Source organism: Rhizobium sp. LARHSG275, from assembly GCF_052871115.1.
The window spans coordinates 317,956-333,230 of sequence record NZ_JBIXJN010000006.1 but is presented as its reverse complement, the minus strand read 5'-3'; the positions used below and the strand labels follow the sequence as shown (position 1 = coordinate 333,230).

Genomic DNA, 15,275 nt, shown 5'->3' with positions numbered 1-15,275 from the left:
CTTGGCCAAGGATTGGGAAAAGTCCCTCGCTTCAGCCGAAGCATGGATCACTATCGCCCACATCCGCGTCCTGACACGACGCTTGGCAAGATACGGATATCGTTGAAACCTTTTCGAGTCAGGTTCTAAGAGACCGGGACTTACGGCGCGTCGGCCCGTTCGCCCATGAACTGAGCTGAATGGTAGACGTCTTCTCCCTCCGTTTGCCAATATTCTCACAATAACGCCTTCGGCGGCCAGACGCCGTTCACTGAAAGTGATTGCCATGAAGGGCCGTCTCATGACGCTCGACCACATCGACTTCTGGCGCGCCATTCTCTCAACAATCGTCGGGCTGGCCAATGTAAATCCAAACCGGCCTCCAACGTCTGCCTTCGTGTCGTCGCTAATTTCAACGGCGCTTCGAACAAATGGACCTATCGCACGAAAAAGTTTCGCAGCCTGGCCAAAATGCTTTGCCGATCGCCTGCGGCGATCAGTGCACGGACATGACGGGCGGCCGTCGCGGCGCTGACCGTCGCCCCGAAGTGGCAATAGCAGACGAGTCTATGCAACTGGTTGTCACTCAGTTCGAAGAACCTCTGGGCTTCGCCGTAGCTGTCGTTCTCCAGACCGGCTGCTCGCAGCACCGGGTCGGCAAACGCCACCGAGATCGGCGAATGGTGGGCGCGCATGATCGCACGCTCCCCGGCCGGCTGATATTCCGTCTGATGCAGGGTTGAAAGTGCATGATGCTGACTGAGCTCCAGAAGTTCCGCCCAGCGTTCAAGGCGTTCGCGGCGCGACATTGCCGGTGCCGGACGCGGGTAGTCGAGATTGATGCTGGCGACGGTCTGCAGTTGTTCAAGGGCATGGTGCTTCATCGAAGCCTCCTTTTCGGACGATAGCTGGTCCAAGCATCTGGGACATATTCCCAAATTGAGCGTGACTCCGACGCGATCAAGTGACGGAGATTTTTTGTCGCGCTTCGATCTCCTCTCCGGACGAGAGCTGGAACTCACTCCTGCCCGCTTGCGCCCGCCAACGCCAATTTAGGATGCGCTCAGGCTGCCGACTGCGTCCACGCGTTGGAATGTTTTGAGCTACCAAACCCAGTTGTCGGCTGAAGGTTCCGATAAAATTCCAGGTTAATGCGAGCACTTCAACATAGCCCGTCGGATTCCACAGGGCTCATGCCTGCAATCTCATCAGGTTCTTAAGGGTTTGGTTTGAAACCGCGTTGTCGCGCAAATTGACCACGATATCTTTCTCGTCGAGGCCGGGCAATTCAGCGGTGATGTCATATGCTTGATCGGTTTCGTGCAGCTCAAAGCTCGGCCATAAACTCCCAGCGGTATTTGCGGTGGCGGCATCGACCGTCGGGAAAAGGCGGTTGATTTCTCGACGGAACGACATGAACGGATCGCGCCTCGGCGGATGGAGGCCCCGAGAGGGTGTCGAGGCCGTTATTTTACGATTTGGCATGGCTTTTCTCCTGGTTGCTGGCTGTCGCCCAACAGGCGGCAATTTAAGAAAACCACCGGTCCGCAAAGATATTCCGGGGGGCAAACGAGAAAGATGCATGCTGCAAATATCTGCAAATTAAAGACCATCGGCAAAGCTGTTACGGGCCGCCGCTCCGGTGACAAAAGCCGAATTCCTACGGCATGATAATCCGAGAGTGCCCCGCAGAAACTGAAGCACCATTCTTCCAACTCCAAGGGAACAATGAGAATGCCGGCGGGTTCGACTATGCGATTGGAAAAGTCGAGCGTCCACAGCGATCAGCCGCGGGCAAATTCACCGAACTGCAAGGCATGCGCCTGAAGGAAGGAAAAATGTCATGACGGGCAGAAAGACTCATGAGCAACAACTTCGCGTTATCGAAAAACGCGAGAAAACCGCAAATGCCGACGAGGCGTTCGACGCGGCGGCAGATCTGCATCGAAATGAACAGGCAAGGGAAGCCTATCGAAAAGGAACCGACCTGAAGGCCGACCCAGATCTTCGGAGTGAAGATCGGAACATGGTCCGGGGCCTCAATCAGGAAAGCGGGCACAAAAAAGGAAGCGGCTCTTCCTGACAAGGAAAGGAAAATGTCATGGCTTTGACATTGATCAGCAAGGCCTTTGCGCAAGATCAACCAATCCCCGGCAAATATGCGCGGGCGGGCGAGAATCTTTTTCCGCCGCTCGCCTGGAGCGGCGCTCCCGATGAAACCAGAAGCTTTGCTCTGATCGTCGAGGATCCGGACGCTCCAAACGGCACTTTCCGTCACTGCGGTATTGCCAATATCCCGGCGCAATGGACTGCGCTTGCGGAAAGCGCCGACACAGCGCCGGAGCGAGCGCCGCGGTTTTATAAGAACGATTTCGGCAATGCCCGTTACGACGGACCGCAGCCGCCGCCCGGCGACCGCCCTCATCGCTACATCTTCCGCCTTGCCGCCCTCGATGTGGCGAAGCTCTCAATCCCGGATGCCGCCGGCATAAGCACGATGTGGGCAGAGGCAAAGAAACACGCACTCGAGGAGGCAAGCGTCACAGGCACGTACCAAACACAATAGCCAAAGGAGATAACAATCCATTTGGACAGCGAGACGCAGCAATGCGTCGACGACTGCTTGCGCTGCCAGAGCATCTGAATGGGGCGTCAAATAGGTCTTCGGCTATTCTGTGACGGGATTAACCATGTTTTCCGAGCGCTCAATCGCGCAGGCGTCTGTATCGCGACGTCTGGTCCCGGCGCCTCCTAGATAGCGTCCCGAGGGTGGTGCCGACGCACATTAGTTTCGAGCAGATGCGCAAACATCTCCTTGGCCGCCGATGAAGGAGGATTCGCATAAGCGGCGTGAGCCGCGGCACGGTGCACCAGGTCGTCAGCGCTCTGATACCAGGGAAAACCTGAAGTGCTGTTGTTGATCCAGTGGTGTCGTCATCGGAACATTCCGAAGGCGATCCGGCTCAATAGGAGAAAAGGAGCATGAGATGCGTACGTTTCGACGATATCGGAAAGGCGAGGCGAGTGTCGGCTCAATTGTCATCAAGTTCTATCACTCGGGTGACCAAATCAGAGGATATATCAGGAAGGTCACCGACCCCAAGCAGGAGAAGGATACCGTTTTCCCGAGCGAGGAACTGCAGGTGGACGATGCGTTTCTGATGGCCGAGAACAAGCACCGGGAAGCGCCCGACACGCCCATCTTCGTCGAGCTTGCGGAAGGTATACGCTGGAATCCCACCTGGGGCAGATTGATTTGATGCGAGGGAATTGACGGCAAGATGGATTTGCCTCCAGCGCTGAATTTGATCCTGACCTCAGGCGTTGAAACCATTGTCGAGGCGATCGAGCCGCTGATGTTGCGGGCTGGCGAGAAACGCAACAAGCAAGTGCCCCGACATCGGGGGTCGGCCTGTTGCATAGCCATAAATTACTAAGGAAACGGCCGCAAAAGGAAGGAGGCCGGGATGGTCGACTACCAGCGCATGCGCGATCACATGGTCGAGGTCTACATGAGACGGCGGGGGATACGGGATGAGCATGTCCTGAAGGCGATGCGCACCGTGCCAAGAGAGCGTTTCGTTGCCGAAGGCATGGCAGAGTTCGCCTATGAGGATGCGCCGCTCCCGATAGAGGAGGGGCAGACCATTTCGCAGCCCTATATCGTCGCCGCGATGATCGAGGCGGCGGAGGTGCGCCCGGGCGATCGTATTCTCGAGGTCGGAGCCGGTTCCGGCTACGCGGCCGCGGTGATCGGCCAGATCGCGGCGCATGTCTATGCGATCGAGCGCCACGGGGCCTTGGCTAGGTCGGCAAAGCGGCGGATGGCTGATCTCGGCTATGGCAATGTGGAGGTTCTTGCCGGCGACGGCACCCGCGGACTTCCTGAACAAGCGCCGTTCGACGCCATTTTGGTGGCCGCGGGTGGTCCTGTCGTGCCGGAGGCGCTGAAGGAACAACTCGCAATCGGCGGGCGGCTCGTGATTCCTGTCGGTGAAGAGTTCAGCCAGACACTCTGCAAGGTCATCCGGCGCACCGAGACCAGCTACGAGGAAACGAATCTTGGGGCTGTGATGTTCGTGCCGCTGATCGGGGAGCAGGGATGGTCCGAGGATGGCCGCCGCACCGCGAGCAATCACAAGCCCGGCGCCTCACGAAAGCAGAGCCTGCCGGAGATGATTGCCGAAGCGGCCGAAGACCTGCCCGGTTTCGACGACCCCGCCTTCGGCCGCTTGTTCAACCGCTTTGTTGATCGGCGCGTGGTCTTGCTTGGGGAAGCGAGCCATGGGACGCTCGAATTTTACCAGGCCCGAGCCGCGATCACACGTCATTTGATCGCCAATCACGGCTATAGGATCATTGCTGTCGAGGCGGATTGGCCGGACGCGGCGAAAGTTGATCGATACGTCCGACATCGATCCGCGTCCGACCGTAAAGAATCTCCGTTTCAACGATTTCCGACCTGGATGTGGCGCAACACGGAAGTTCGGGCACTGACGGAGTGGATGCGGGAGCACAATGCGGGTCTCGACGCCATGGAGGATCGGGCTGGCTTCTACGGGCTCGACATCTACAACATGTCCGATTCGATCGGCGCCGTGCTTGACTATCTGGATCGGGTCGACCCGCAGGCGGCAGCGGTCGCGCGCGAGCGCTACGGCTGCCTGACGCCCTGGCAGAAGAATCCCGCGACTTATGGCCGGGCGACGCTCAGCCGCGGTTTTGCAGAATGCGAGCAGGCGGTGATCGACCAATGCCAGGAGCTCTTCCGCCGGCGGTTGGACTATGCCGACAACGACGGCGATGCCTTCCTCGATGCCACCCAGAATGCCCGGCTGATTGCATCTGCGGAACGCTACTATCGCATCATGTACTATGGCGGAGCGGAAAGCTGGAACCTGCGTGACACTCATATGTTCGAAACGCTGCAGCATCTGCTGGACGCGAAGGGACCGGATGCCAAGGCGATCGTCTGGGCCCACAACAGTCATATCGGTGACGCGCGCTTTACCGATATGGGCGCAACGCGCGAGGAGTTCAACATCGGCCAGCTTTGCCGAGAGGCTTTCGGAGACGAGACGGCTCTCATCGGTTTTGGCACCCATAGCGGTACGGTGGCGGCCGCCAATGACTGGGATGGAGATATGGAGGTCATGCGCGTAAACCCCTCCCGAGCCGACAGCTATGAAAGGATGTGCCATGATGCGGGCAAGCGCCGCTTCCTCCTCGACTTGTTGCCTGGCAGGCACGAGCCGCTCAGGCGCCGCCTCTCGGAGCCGCGGCTCGAGCGTTTCATCGGCGTTGTCTACCGGCCAGACACAGAGCTGTGGAGCCACTACAGCCAGGCGATCCTTTCCGAGCAATTCGATGCCTACGTCTGGTTCGATGAGACCCAGGCAGTGACGCCGCTCGGGCCGGAGCACCATCGCGGCATGCCAGAAACCTATCCCTTCGGTGAATAGACGATGCTTCGCGACATGGATTATGTCCTGGCCAAGCTCGACTGGATGCGCAGCGAACGCATCTGGCCCAATGGGTTGCGCTATCTCTGGACCGACGCGTTCGGTGTCGTGCTCTATCTGTCGCTTTACCGACAGACTGGTGAAGAGCGCTGGCTGGATGCGGCGGAGGAACTGGTCGGCGAGGTCGGGCGCGTGCTGGGGCGGCCACGTGGCTATCGCATCGGCGAGGCGTCAGACCGAGATGGCCAGTACTTCCATTATCTTGCCATGTGGCTGTTTGCGCTGGCCAGACTGGGCGATGTGAAGCCGGAGTACCGCGCGAAGGGCATTGCGGTCGCCAAGGCGATCCACCCGGCTTTCGTCCTGCCCGGGCGCGGCGTGATCTGGAAGATGCAGGAGGATCTGAGTGCGCCGTATCCCGGCTATGGCCTGGGGGCGATGGACGCGTTCGATGGGTATGTTTCCTACTCTCTTCTCGATCGGAACGCGCTAGCCGCCGAAATCGCCGAAATGCGAACGCTGATCGAGCGGCAGTACCGCACGCTCGACATCGACCAGGATCTCGGTCTTGGTATGATGCTGTGGCTCTGCCATTTCTTCCCGACAGAGGATTGGGCACGCGTCCAGACGGAACGGAGCCTGGCGGCGCTCGATCGATTGTGGATTGACCCGCCGGGTTATTACGGGCGTGCCAGCTACGCGCCGCATGTCCGTATTGCCTTCGCCAATTATGGCGTATCGCTGGGATTGCAGGCAATCGATCGATGGCCGGAGCGGGTCGACCGGCTGAACACCTATTTCGATGTCTACCGCTCAAATGACGAATATGACAGGGAAGCGATCACCCATGTCATGGCCTGCGCCTCGCATCTGCCCGGCCTCTTTCTGAACGCTGACAACCGAGACAGGGGCGGATAAGGCGAAGTGCTTCACTGGAACAAATCTTTCAGGTTGTCGTTCGCCGATCAGTGAAGGATTATCTCAATGAACGACATGGCAGACGAAACGGAAGCGCGGTTGAACGCTCACCGCCGGCTCTTTGTCTCACTGCTGACAATCATCGCCGGCGATCCAAAGTTTCATCAGGCGCTGGAATCGCTGGCGCACGAAAATGAAACCGTCGGCGATCAGGAAGAAGATCCCGGTGCCGAACCGACCAGGGCTTTCGCCATTCAGGGCCTGGCGAACGACGAAATCCGTGCAATTCTCAAAGATGCCCTCGCACGGGCGCTTGCCCGAAAGCGAAGCCGGTGACTGCAAGAGATGCAAATTTGAATCCGACATGCGGAAGCGGTCGAATTGAACGGCCATAGGCAAACCTACATCGCCGGCACGAACTTCGGTCCATCCGATGCTGCGCGCCGATCTGTTCGAGGCGCTGGTCGTGTTGATCCGCCAGCCGGCGCGACCGATGGGCCTCAGCCGGCGTGAGTTCAAGCGCTGGCTGCCGCGGCGCTGGTCAAGGCCGACGCGCTCGACGGTCATGCGTCCGTCGAGCTGCCCAAAATTCCACGGGCTGCGAATTCGACAAGCCATGAGCCGCTTGCGTCCCAGACCGGGGAAGAGGTGAATGCCCTCCAGGACTATGCAGCCAAACACGGCGGCGCTGGAAAAGCATCCTGAGCCGGGTGTGAATGGGCGAAGCGCCCTGTGACGACGGTGGCACCCTGCGCCGGCTGCGCAACACCCACGGTCCGACCTGGCTCGATCGCTATCGCCTGCCGAAACGCCAGGCAGATCGCCGATCAGCGCTTGCGCACAAACTCCGTGCGCAGGACCAACCCCTTGATCGCGTCGTGGCGGCAGTCGATCTCTTCCGGGTTGTCGGTGAGCCGGATCGACCGGATGACGGTGCCCTGCTTCAGGGTCTGGCCCGCGCCCTTGACCTTCAGGTCCTTGATCAGCACGACGGAATCGCCGTCGGCAAGAAGATTGCCGGATGCGTCGTGGACTTGCGCGGCTTTGGCCTTATCCGCAGCAATTTCGGAAGCGGGCCTCCACTCGCCGGTTGCTTCGTCATAGATGTAATCGTCGTCATTCTGGTCGCTCATTGCATTGCCCTTTCTCGGGAGAGTCCTTTTTGACCGTCCCTCATGTCATGCGCGTCTATCGTGGAACGGCGTCGAGATCAAACGGCGGGCGTTTCACGTCGGTTGCACTGAGCGGGTCAGCGAGCCTCGCGGAATGTCGGAGCATCCCGGCCGCGCGGGGCCGCTTGCGCGCCGCGTGGCGGCCGGTCAAGCCGTTTGTGGCAGCAGGCACGCGGGCTTTGCAGGTCCGGGGACCCGCTTGCCCGCGCACCGGCTCCGCTCGATCTGGCCAACCCGGACCCTGAAACGCGCGGCTTGCGCCGGTTACTTTCGACCGCACCGAAGGGCAGACCGGCCAAGGGGCCGGAACCGCTTCGGAAAACCGAAAAGGAAACCATCACGGCAAAGCCCGCAAGCCGCTCCCGTCAAGCCGCCCAGTGCCAGCTGACCATGCGACCACACGACGGTTAGGCATTGACGTCGACGACCGTGCGACCCTGAACCTGTCCCTCAAGGAGCCGTCGCGCAACGTCGGTCACGTCGGCCAGCCCGATAACTTTCGTCGTGCGAGCGAGCTTGTTGAGATCGAGATCGCGGGCCAGACGCGACCAGGCTTTGAGGCGAACCGATTGCGGCGCGTTGACGGAATCAATGCCGGCGAGCGTGACGTTGCGCAGGATGAAGGGCAGGACGGTCGCGGGAAGATCGAGGCCCTGGGCGAGGCCGCAAGCGGTCACCACACCGCGATACTGGGTCTGGGCCAGCACGTTCGCCAGCGTATGGCTACCAACGGAGTCTATCGCACCGGCCCATCGTTCGCTGGCAACAGGCGTGCCCGGTTCGGAAAGGGTTCGGCGATCGATGACATCGGCTGCGCCAAGCTCGCGCAGATAGTTGGCCTCTTCGAGACGCCCGGTTGATGCGACCACACGATAGCCGAGGTCGGCGAGAAGGGCGATCGCGATCGATCCGACGCCGCCATTGGCACCCGTGACAAGGATGTCGCCCCGGTCGGGCGCAATGCCGCCATGTTCGAGCGCCAGCACCGACAGCATTGCCGTGTAGCCCGCTGTTCCGACGGCCATGGCATCCCAGGTAGACAGGGGGCCTGGAATCCTGACGAGCCAGTCGCCGCTCAACCGGGCTTTTTGCGCATAGCCGCCATGATGGGTCTGGCTCAGTCCCCAGCCATTGGCAACAACGCGGTCACCCACCTCGATGCCTGGATAGGAGGACCCCTCGACTGTTCCCGCAAGATCAATGCCAGGAATGAGCGGGAATGTCTGAATGATCGGAGCACGACCCCCAAGCGCCATGCCGTCCTTGTAGTTCACAGTCGAGTAGTCGACGGCGATCGTGACATCGCCCGGCATGAGGTCTTGCTCTTCCAATTCGACCAGATCCGTCGATATCGTATCGCCGCTTTTGCTGGCCATAAGTGCTTTGAATGTCATTGATCTATCCTCTGTTTGTTGTTGCCGGTGGCTCCCAGGCGGTATCGGCCCGCCGTCCGATAGCGCTCGGCGGGATGCTCCCGCCTGGTGTTCGGAAGGATGGCCAGGCGACCCGCGTGGCAGGTATCTGCAAACCGCGTCAGTTTCACCGGTCGCCAATCCGGTGAGGCCGGTACGGATTCTAGTCTGCGACCGCTATGATGACTTTGCCCTTCGCGCGCCCTGTCTCGACGTAAGCTAAGGCATCGCCGGTCTTCTCGAACGGGAAAACCTTGTCGACCACCGGGCGGATCACGCCCGATTCGATCAGGGAGGCGATCTCGCCTAACTGTTGACCTTGCGCTCGCATGAACAGGAACGAGTAGCGCATGCCAAGGCGCTTGGCTTTTTTCCGGACTCCTCGGCTCAACAAGTGCAAGACCAGTTTCAGGAAAAGGTTCAGACCGCGTTCCTTGGCAAAAGCCGGATCGGGCGGACCGGAGATGGAAATCAACTGGCCGCCCGGCTTGAGCACGCCGAACGATTTGTCGAGGGTCTTCGCATCCTGGCTGTTCAACACGAGGTCGTAGCCCGACAGGACCTTCTCGAAATCCTGCGTCTTGTAGTCGATCACCACATCCGCCCCGAGACTTTTGACCAGATCGACATTCTTCGTGCTCGTCGTCGTCGCAACCGTTGCCCCGAGGTGCTTGGCGAGCTGGATGGCAAAAGTCCCGACACCGCTGGAGCCGGCCTGGATGAAGACCTTCTGGCCGGGCTTCACCTTGGCTAGCTCGACCAGCGCCTGCCACGCGGTCAGCCCGACCAGTGGGATGGACGCCGCTTCGGCCATGCTGAGGTTCTTGGGCTTCAGCGCAACGTCCGCTTCATTGATGGCGATGAATTCGGCGAATGTTCCGATCCGATGATCCCGCGGACGGGCATAGATCTCGTCACCCACCTTTAGACGCCTGACGGCGGCTCCCACCCTGACAACCGTCCCGGCGACGTCGTGTCCGAGCACGAAAGGCGGCCGATAGGGCAGGATAAGTTTGAACTCTCCATCGCGGAGTTTGGAATCAAGCGGGTTCACTGCGGTAGCTTGAATCCGGACGAGGACGTCATTGGCCTCCAACGCCGGCTCCGGCATGGCGACCAGGCGCAGAGCGCCTTTCTTTTTGTACTTATCGACGACGAATGCCTTCACGGCGTTTTCTCCAATGTTAAATTTTGCTGGTGGTCGGAGGCATTGAGGAAGGAAAATGCCTTCGGCTGTGGGTTGAAGGGCTGCTCGGTCATCGTCTTTTCCTGTCTGATGGAGGACGACGCGCCGGGTGTGCCGGGCTTGTCGCAGAAACGAGGGTCATCGTCGGAGTTCGGCGTCCACCAGCGCCAGGGCGTTGCTGAGCCCCTGCGCGAGGAGGTCGTCGGAGAGCTGGCGGTCGGTCAGGGCGCGGCAGAGTTGTAGCGTCCCGGCCATCAGGCCGAGGAGACTGAGCGCCTTCACGCGGGCCGAGAGCGGATCTTCGGGTGCCAATCGGGCGGCGAGGCCGTGGATGACGACCAGCACGCCCTCGGTATACGCCTGCCTGATTGCGTCCGCGCTGCGCCCGATCTCGTCGAGCAGGGCGGCGTTGGGGCAGCCGTCGCCGGGGTTGTCCCGGTGGTGGGCCGACAGGTACCAGCGCATGAGCTGTTCGAGGCCGGCAGGGCCCGGCTCCGCCAGCTCGACGATGTTCGCGTGCAATGTGTGCAGTTGGTCGGTGACCGCCTCCGCGACGAGGCTGTCCTTGGATTCGAAATGGGCGTAGAAGGCGCCGTTGGTGAGGTCCGCGTCCTTCATGAGCGTCGCGACTCCGGAGCCGTCGATACCGTCCCGCTTGAGCCGTCGACCGGCCGTCGCAATGATCCTCTGCCGCGTCTCCTGCTTGTGTTCTTTCGTGTAACGCACCATGCCTTCCTCCTTTTAAGCCGGGTTTGCGCTCCGGATACCGCCGTGGCCAGGTCAGTTCGGCATCCGGTTGAATCTGCGGATGACGCGGTCGAAGATCCGGGCCGGGGCGACGTTGTATACCGCGTTGATGATCCGGGCGGTCGTACCGGCGGTGCGCCGTAGTTTCGGGTTCCGGTCGATGGCCGCCGCGACGATCACCTTGGCGACGACGGCGGGGTCGTCGCCGCTGCTGAGGTTCTTCTCCAGCAGATCGTCGTAGTTGCGCCGTCCCGCCGCGTAGAGCGGCATGGGGGTGTCGGCCACCACGCTGTGACCTGCGAACGGCGTGTTGATCGGGCCGGGCTCGACGAGCAGGACCCGGACGCCGTGATCGCGAACCTCGTGGTCCAGCGACTGGGAGTAGCCCTCTACCGCGTGCTTGGTCGAAACATAGAGGGCCATGAACGGGCTGGGGACGAACCCGCTGAGGGAGGAGACATTGATGATGCGTCCGCGGCCTTGGGCGCGCATGTGCGGCAGGACCGCCTTGGTCGTCCGCATGACGCCGGAGACGTTGATGTCGAAGATGTCCTGCGTCTGGGCGATCGAGAACTCCTCGGCCGCGCCGGTTGTGCCAACGCCGGCGTTGTTGACCAGGACGTCGATGTGCCCGAACCGTTCGATCACCTGCCTGACCGCTGAGGCGACCGATTCGTCGCTGGTCACGTCGAGGTCGAGGTACGTCACCCCGGCGGGCGCGGCGAGTTGCGCGGTGTTGCGGCCGGTTCCGATTACCTGGAAACCTGCGGCGGCCAAAGCGATCGCTGTGGCCTTGCCGATGCCTGAGGTGGCGCCTGTTACGAGCGCAACCCGCGGAGTTGCTGTCATGATGAGCTCCTGAAGTTAGGATTACGATCATACTGCAATAGCGATTGAGTGGTCACAAGGCAAGGATTAAATTATGTTCGTACGTTCACGGAGGGGCGAGACGAGGAAGCAGCCGGTGAACGGCGCCAGGATTGCCGGTCGAGATCGCGGAGGGGCGGCATTCTTGAAGAATGACTGGCAGAGGACGAAACGGAGGTTCAGATTCCGGTTCCGTCGTTTGGACCGCTGACGGCAATGTCTGAATCGGGCGGCGGCAGCCATAGTGCGAATGTCGGGTTTGGAGACGCGTTACGAATGACCGGCGTAAGATGCTCGTTCGTGCTGATCAGGACGGCGACCGCTCACCACCCGGTACTGCAGGCGATTTTGCCCTCGATGCCTGGAACGAGTTGACCGTGCTCAAGTACGCACTCTGGCTCGGCTGTGTTTTGCGCCTCGATCTTGCGCCAAGCATGAGGATCCTGGCAGCGGAGCGGTAGAAATGGCCGATCACGATGTAAGTCGCCGCGACAGTCAGATCGACCTCGATATCGCTGCTGACATAGGTAGATGCGTCGCCACATCGACCGGAGAACCTTCAGCCCGCCATTCGTGCCGCCGGAATGGCGTTGGGTGGGGACCACAAATGAGCGCCGGCGAACGAATGATTTGCCGGTGACGACTTTGATATTGGCACGTGTCTCCTGAGCAACATGGCAGAAAACCAACTGCTCCAGTTGCAAGACCGGCGCAGTTGGTTCGTCGAAATTCGGGCGAGCGCTTCTCGCCGGCACGTCGGCTGGATTCAGCCGTCGTCACCTGAATCATCCGAGCCGTCGTCACCCGCATCGTCCGAGCCGTCATCGCCTGAATCGTCCGAGCTGTCGTCGCTGCTGTCGTCCGCATCGTCGCTGGAATCAGCGTCAGCCGACTCGTCCTCGGTCAGGTCCTCTTCGACCGTCGCCTCCTCGCTCTCCTCGGAAGTCTCAATTTCCGTCGATTCCGTGGAAACATATTCCTCGTAGGAGGACGAGCTTACCGTCGTGTCAGTCTCCCAACTGGAGATTTCGCTGACCGCCGTCGTCTCGTTGTAGGATTCGAGTGTGATAATTGCGGCAACCGCGATCACTGCCCCACCACGCGCGACGCTGAAGGACATATCGGAATGGCCGGCCTTCAACTGGCGGCGCACGGCAACATCGACGTCGATCGGCTTATGAACCTTATGGCCCTGTACTTCAGCCAAAACGTCGCCCGGCTTGATCCCCTGCTTGTCGGCAACGCCGCCGGGCTTGACGGAAAGCACCAGAACACCGTGCACGCCTTTGTCGAGCTTGAACTTCTTGATCACGCCCTTGTTGATCGGCAGCAGCAGCGCATCGAGCGCCTTGGATATCATTGGCCCGGATTTCGCATGGGCCGCCGGCGGGTTTGCCGCGAAGGCGGAGTGAACCCCGGCAAACGGAGAAGCAATATGTGCGACGACGATCAGTGCTCGGAAGGCACGATACGAATTCTTCAAGACCATCTCCTGGGTTGGCGCGAACAAGCTCTTGCTTCGTTCCGCGCGGAGACGGTAGTCGACGGCTTCTAAAGATGTCTTAAGCAATGACCTGGAAAATAAAATATAGAAAACACTATGTACTTCACTTGCTTGGTTCAATATTGGCGGCATGGCGACATCGGTGCAACACCAGCAGCAGCCACACGCGGATATCCGCCTAAACCAACAACACGGCGAATCTTCGCCGAGGTCCCTCCGCGTGTGGAATATGCGCTAACCCCGGCAGCCTATAAGCTCGCACCAGTGTTCGATGGGTTGGTCGCTTGGTGGCAGCGACACAAGATGCATCGGATAGTGAGACTCAACGACTCCGCCCATGCAAGCGAGAGCCGCTGATCTACGTCCGCAAGACGATTGAGGCCCGGTTGGAGGAGATCTTAGTAAACCTTCGTCGTGGCTGCTGAACTTCCATGGCCGGCTGCACTCGCCTTCTGAAAGTCGGACAGCAGGCGCGATGCGCCGTTCGCCAACAGGCCGACATCGTTTCCGATGGCGACGAAGGTGGCGCCGAGTTCCAGATAGCGTTTGGCAAGCGACTGATCGGCGGTCAGGATACCGGCTGCCTTGCCGTGCGACTGGATACGGATCAGCGCCGCTTCCACCGCCTGTTGTACCTCTGAATCGCCAGGCCTGCCGAGATGGCCCATGTCGGCGGCAAGATCGGCGGGTCCGATAAAAACGCCATCGACGCCATCGGTAGTGGCGATGTCATCGAGTGCGGCCAGCCCGGCGCGGCTTTCGATCTGCAGCAGCAGGCAGACCTCGTCATTGGCGGTCTGCAGGTAGTCGGGAATACGATTGAATGCCGAAGCGCGGGCAAGCGCTGCCCCGACGCCTCGCACGCCGTGCGGCGGATATCGTACCGCACGCACCATGGCTCTTGCCTGGTCGCCGCTCTCGATCATCGGCACCAAAACGGTTTGCGCGCCGATATCGAGGATCTGCTTCAATATCCAGGCCTCCCCGACCGGTGCCCGGATGACCGGGTGGCTCGGCGAACCCTTGAGCGCCTGCAATTGCGCCGTCATCAGAGGGATGTCGTTCGGCGCATGCTCACCGTCAATCAACAGCCAGTCATAGCCGGCACCACCCAGAATTTCGGCCGTATAGGAATTGGCGAGCGCCAGCCAGAGTCCGATCTGCGGACGCCTCTCGGCCAAGGCCGTCTTGAAAGTGTTCTTGGGCGCGGGCATGAGCGCTCTCCTATGCGAAATAGCTGCTGACCGTCCCATAGGGTCCGAAATCGGCGACGATGGTGTCGCCGTGGCGCGCCTCGATCGGTCGGATGAAGGAGCCGGCGAGCACGATCTGGCCCGCCTCGATGCCGTCGCCATATTGGGCCAGCCGGTTGGCAAGCCAGGCAATGCCTCGCGCCGGCTGGTTCAAGACACCGGCACCCAGGCCGGTTTCCTCCACTTCGGCATTGCGGCTGACGATCGCTCCCATCCAGCGCATGTCGACGTCGTCGGCCCGCGCCATGCGCCCGCCAAGCACGATGCCGGCATTGGCCGCGTTGTCGGAAATCGTGTCGACGATGGTGCGGGTCTTCTTCGTTCCGGGATCGACCCTGAGGATGCGCGTATCGAGGATTTCGAGGGCCGGGGTGATATAATCCGTGGCGTTCAGCACATCGAATACGGTGATGCCTGGGCCTTTCAGCGGAGCCTTCATGATGAAGGCGATCTCCGCCTCGATCCGCGGCTGGATGAAGCGGTCGGCCGGCACCGTCGCGCCGTCCTCGAACAGCATGTCGTCGAACAGCACGCCGGAATCGGGCGTGTCGATGTTCAGCGCATATTGCATCGCCTTCGAGGTCAGCCCGATCTTCCAGCCGATCACCTTGCGCCCGGCGGCGATCTTCTTCGAGACCCAGGCCGACTGCACGGCATAGGCATCATCCATCGTCATGTGCGGATATTTGAGCGACAGAAGCTCCGTCTGTTCGCGCATCCGCTCGGCGATGTCGAGTCGCTCTGCCGCCTGCCTGATATCGTCTGAAGTCAACAT

Annotated in this window: 18 protein-coding genes and 1 pseudogene; 8 read left to right on the top strand and 11 right to left on the bottom strand. The window is 60.6% G+C overall.

Going from position 1 to position 15,275, the window contains the following annotated elements; translation table 11 throughout:
* Nucleotides 1-106: pseudogene (locus ACIPSK_RS10415) on the top strand (IS5/IS1182 family transposase); the annotation flags it as partial.
* 310 nt (nt 107-416) lie between these two features.
* Here the strand turns inward: ACIPSK_RS10415 and ACIPSK_RS10410 are convergent.
* Complete coding sequence (locus ACIPSK_RS10410) at nt 417-863, bottom strand: hypothetical protein (RefSeq protein WP_017968787.1); 447 nt, start codon at nt 861-863, stop codon at nt 417-419.
* A gap of 307 nt (nt 864-1,170) precedes the next feature.
* Complete coding sequence (locus ACIPSK_RS10405; RefSeq protein WP_246709782.1) at nt 1,171-1,464, bottom strand: hypothetical protein; 294 nt, start codon at nt 1,462-1,464, stop codon at nt 1,171-1,173.
* A 358-nt stretch (nt 1,465-1,822) separates the two neighbouring features.
* Between ACIPSK_RS10405 and ACIPSK_RS10400 the strand changes: the two genes are divergently transcribed.
* From ACIPSK_RS10400 to ACIPSK_RS10380, 5 genes are all read left to right on the top strand, one after another.
* Nucleotides 1,823-2,062, top strand: coding sequence for a hypothetical protein (locus ACIPSK_RS10400; RefSeq protein WP_020486284.1), 240 nt, complete (start codon nt 1,823-1,825; stop codon nt 2,060-2,062).
* 18 nt (nt 2,063-2,080) lie between these two features.
* Nucleotides 2,081-2,545, top strand: coding sequence for a YbhB/YbcL family Raf kinase inhibitor-like protein (locus ACIPSK_RS10395; protein ID WP_162117661.1), 465 nt, complete (start codon nt 2,081-2,083; stop codon nt 2,543-2,545).
* 421 nt (nt 2,546-2,966) lie between these two features.
* Entirely contained in the window at nt 2,967-3,239 is a 273-nt protein-coding gene (locus ACIPSK_RS10390; protein WP_162117660.1) for a hypothetical protein, read from the top strand.
* Between the two features lie 207 nt (nt 3,240-3,446).
* Entirely contained in the window at nt 3,447-5,441 is a 1,995-nt protein-coding gene (locus ACIPSK_RS10385; RefSeq protein ID WP_162117659.1) for a protein-L-isoaspartate(D-aspartate) O-methyltransferase, read from the top strand.
* Nucleotides 5,442-5,456: 15 nt separating this feature from the next.
* Nucleotides 5,457-6,359 (top strand): hypothetical protein, encoded by a 903-nt coding sequence (locus ACIPSK_RS10380; protein ID WP_246709781.1) that lies wholly within the window; start codon nt 5,457-5,459, stop codon nt 6,357-6,359.
* Between the two features lie 126 nt (nt 6,360-6,485).
* Here ACIPSK_RS10380 and ACIPSK_RS10375 read toward each other — a convergent pair whose 3' ends face one another.
* From ACIPSK_RS10375 to ACIPSK_RS10350, 6 genes are all read right to left on the bottom strand, one after another.
* Nucleotides 6,486-6,926: a hypothetical protein gene (locus tag ACIPSK_RS10375; RefSeq protein ID WP_162117657.1), complete on the bottom strand. Its 441-nt coding sequence runs from the start codon at nt 6,924-6,926 to the stop codon at nt 6,486-6,488.
* Nucleotides 6,927-7,186: 260 nt separating this feature from the next.
* Nucleotides 7,187-7,492 (bottom strand): alkylphosphonate utilization protein, encoded by a 306-nt coding sequence (locus tag ACIPSK_RS10370; protein ID WP_017968764.1) that lies wholly within the window; start codon nt 7,490-7,492, stop codon nt 7,187-7,189.
* 446 nt (nt 7,493-7,938) lie between these two features.
* Nucleotides 7,939-8,925: an acrylyl-CoA reductase (NADPH) gene (acuI, locus tag ACIPSK_RS10365; RefSeq protein WP_162117656.1), complete on the bottom strand. Its 987-nt coding sequence runs from the start codon at nt 8,923-8,925 to the stop codon at nt 7,939-7,941.
* A gap of 181 nt (nt 8,926-9,106) precedes the next feature.
* Nucleotides 9,107-10,111: a zinc-binding dehydrogenase gene (locus ACIPSK_RS10360; protein ID WP_162117655.1), complete on the bottom strand. Its 1,005-nt coding sequence runs from the start codon at nt 10,109-10,111 to the stop codon at nt 9,107-9,109.
* A 156-nt stretch (nt 10,112-10,267) separates the two neighbouring features.
* The gene (locus ACIPSK_RS10355) at nt 10,268-10,858 is read right to left on the bottom strand and encodes a TetR/AcrR family transcriptional regulator (RefSeq protein WP_162117654.1); all 591 of its coding nucleotides are present in this window, start codon (nt 10,856-10,858) and stop codon (nt 10,268-10,270) included.
* A 51-nt stretch (nt 10,859-10,909) separates the two neighbouring features.
* Nucleotides 10,910-11,725, bottom strand: coding sequence for an oxidoreductase (locus ACIPSK_RS10350; RefSeq protein ID WP_168724832.1), 816 nt, complete (start codon nt 11,723-11,725; stop codon nt 10,910-10,912).
* Nucleotides 11,726-12,033: 308 nt separating this feature from the next.
* Between ACIPSK_RS10350 and ACIPSK_RS10345 the strand changes: the two genes are divergently transcribed.
* The gene (locus tag ACIPSK_RS10345) at nt 12,034-12,204 is read left to right on the top strand and encodes a hypothetical protein (RefSeq protein ID WP_162117653.1); all 171 of its coding nucleotides are present in this window, start codon (nt 12,034-12,036) and stop codon (nt 12,202-12,204) included.
* A 305-nt stretch (nt 12,205-12,509) separates the two neighbouring features.
* Here the strand turns inward: ACIPSK_RS10345 and ACIPSK_RS10340 are convergent, their stop codons facing one another.
* Nucleotides 12,510-13,379: a PDZ domain-containing protein gene (locus ACIPSK_RS10340; RefSeq protein ID WP_446532925.1), complete on the bottom strand. Its 870-nt coding sequence runs from the start codon at nt 13,377-13,379 to the stop codon at nt 12,510-12,512.
* On the opposite strand from ACIPSK_RS10340, the gene ACIPSK_RS10335 reads away from it, so the two are divergent.
* Complete coding sequence (locus ACIPSK_RS10335; protein WP_162117652.1) at nt 13,344-13,604, top strand: winged helix-turn-helix transcriptional regulator; 261 nt, start codon at nt 13,344-13,346, stop codon at nt 13,602-13,604. The two genes, ACIPSK_RS10340 and ACIPSK_RS10335, sit on opposite strands and share 36 nt — an antisense overlap.
* Nucleotides 13,605-13,645: 41 nt before the next feature.
* Here ACIPSK_RS10335 and hpaI read toward each other — a convergent pair whose 3' ends face one another.
* Together hpaI and hpaH are read right to left on the bottom strand one after the other, a co-directional pair.
* Nucleotides 13,646-14,461 (bottom strand): 4-hydroxy-2-oxoheptanedioate aldolase, encoded by an 816-nt coding sequence (gene hpaI / locus ACIPSK_RS10330; protein WP_162117651.1) that lies wholly within the window; start codon nt 14,459-14,461, stop codon nt 13,646-13,648.
* A 10-nt stretch (nt 14,462-14,471) separates the two neighbouring features.
* Entirely contained in the window at nt 14,472-15,275 is an 804-nt protein-coding gene (gene hpaH, locus ACIPSK_RS10325) for a 2-oxo-hept-4-ene-1,7-dioate hydratase (protein WP_162117650.1), read from the bottom strand.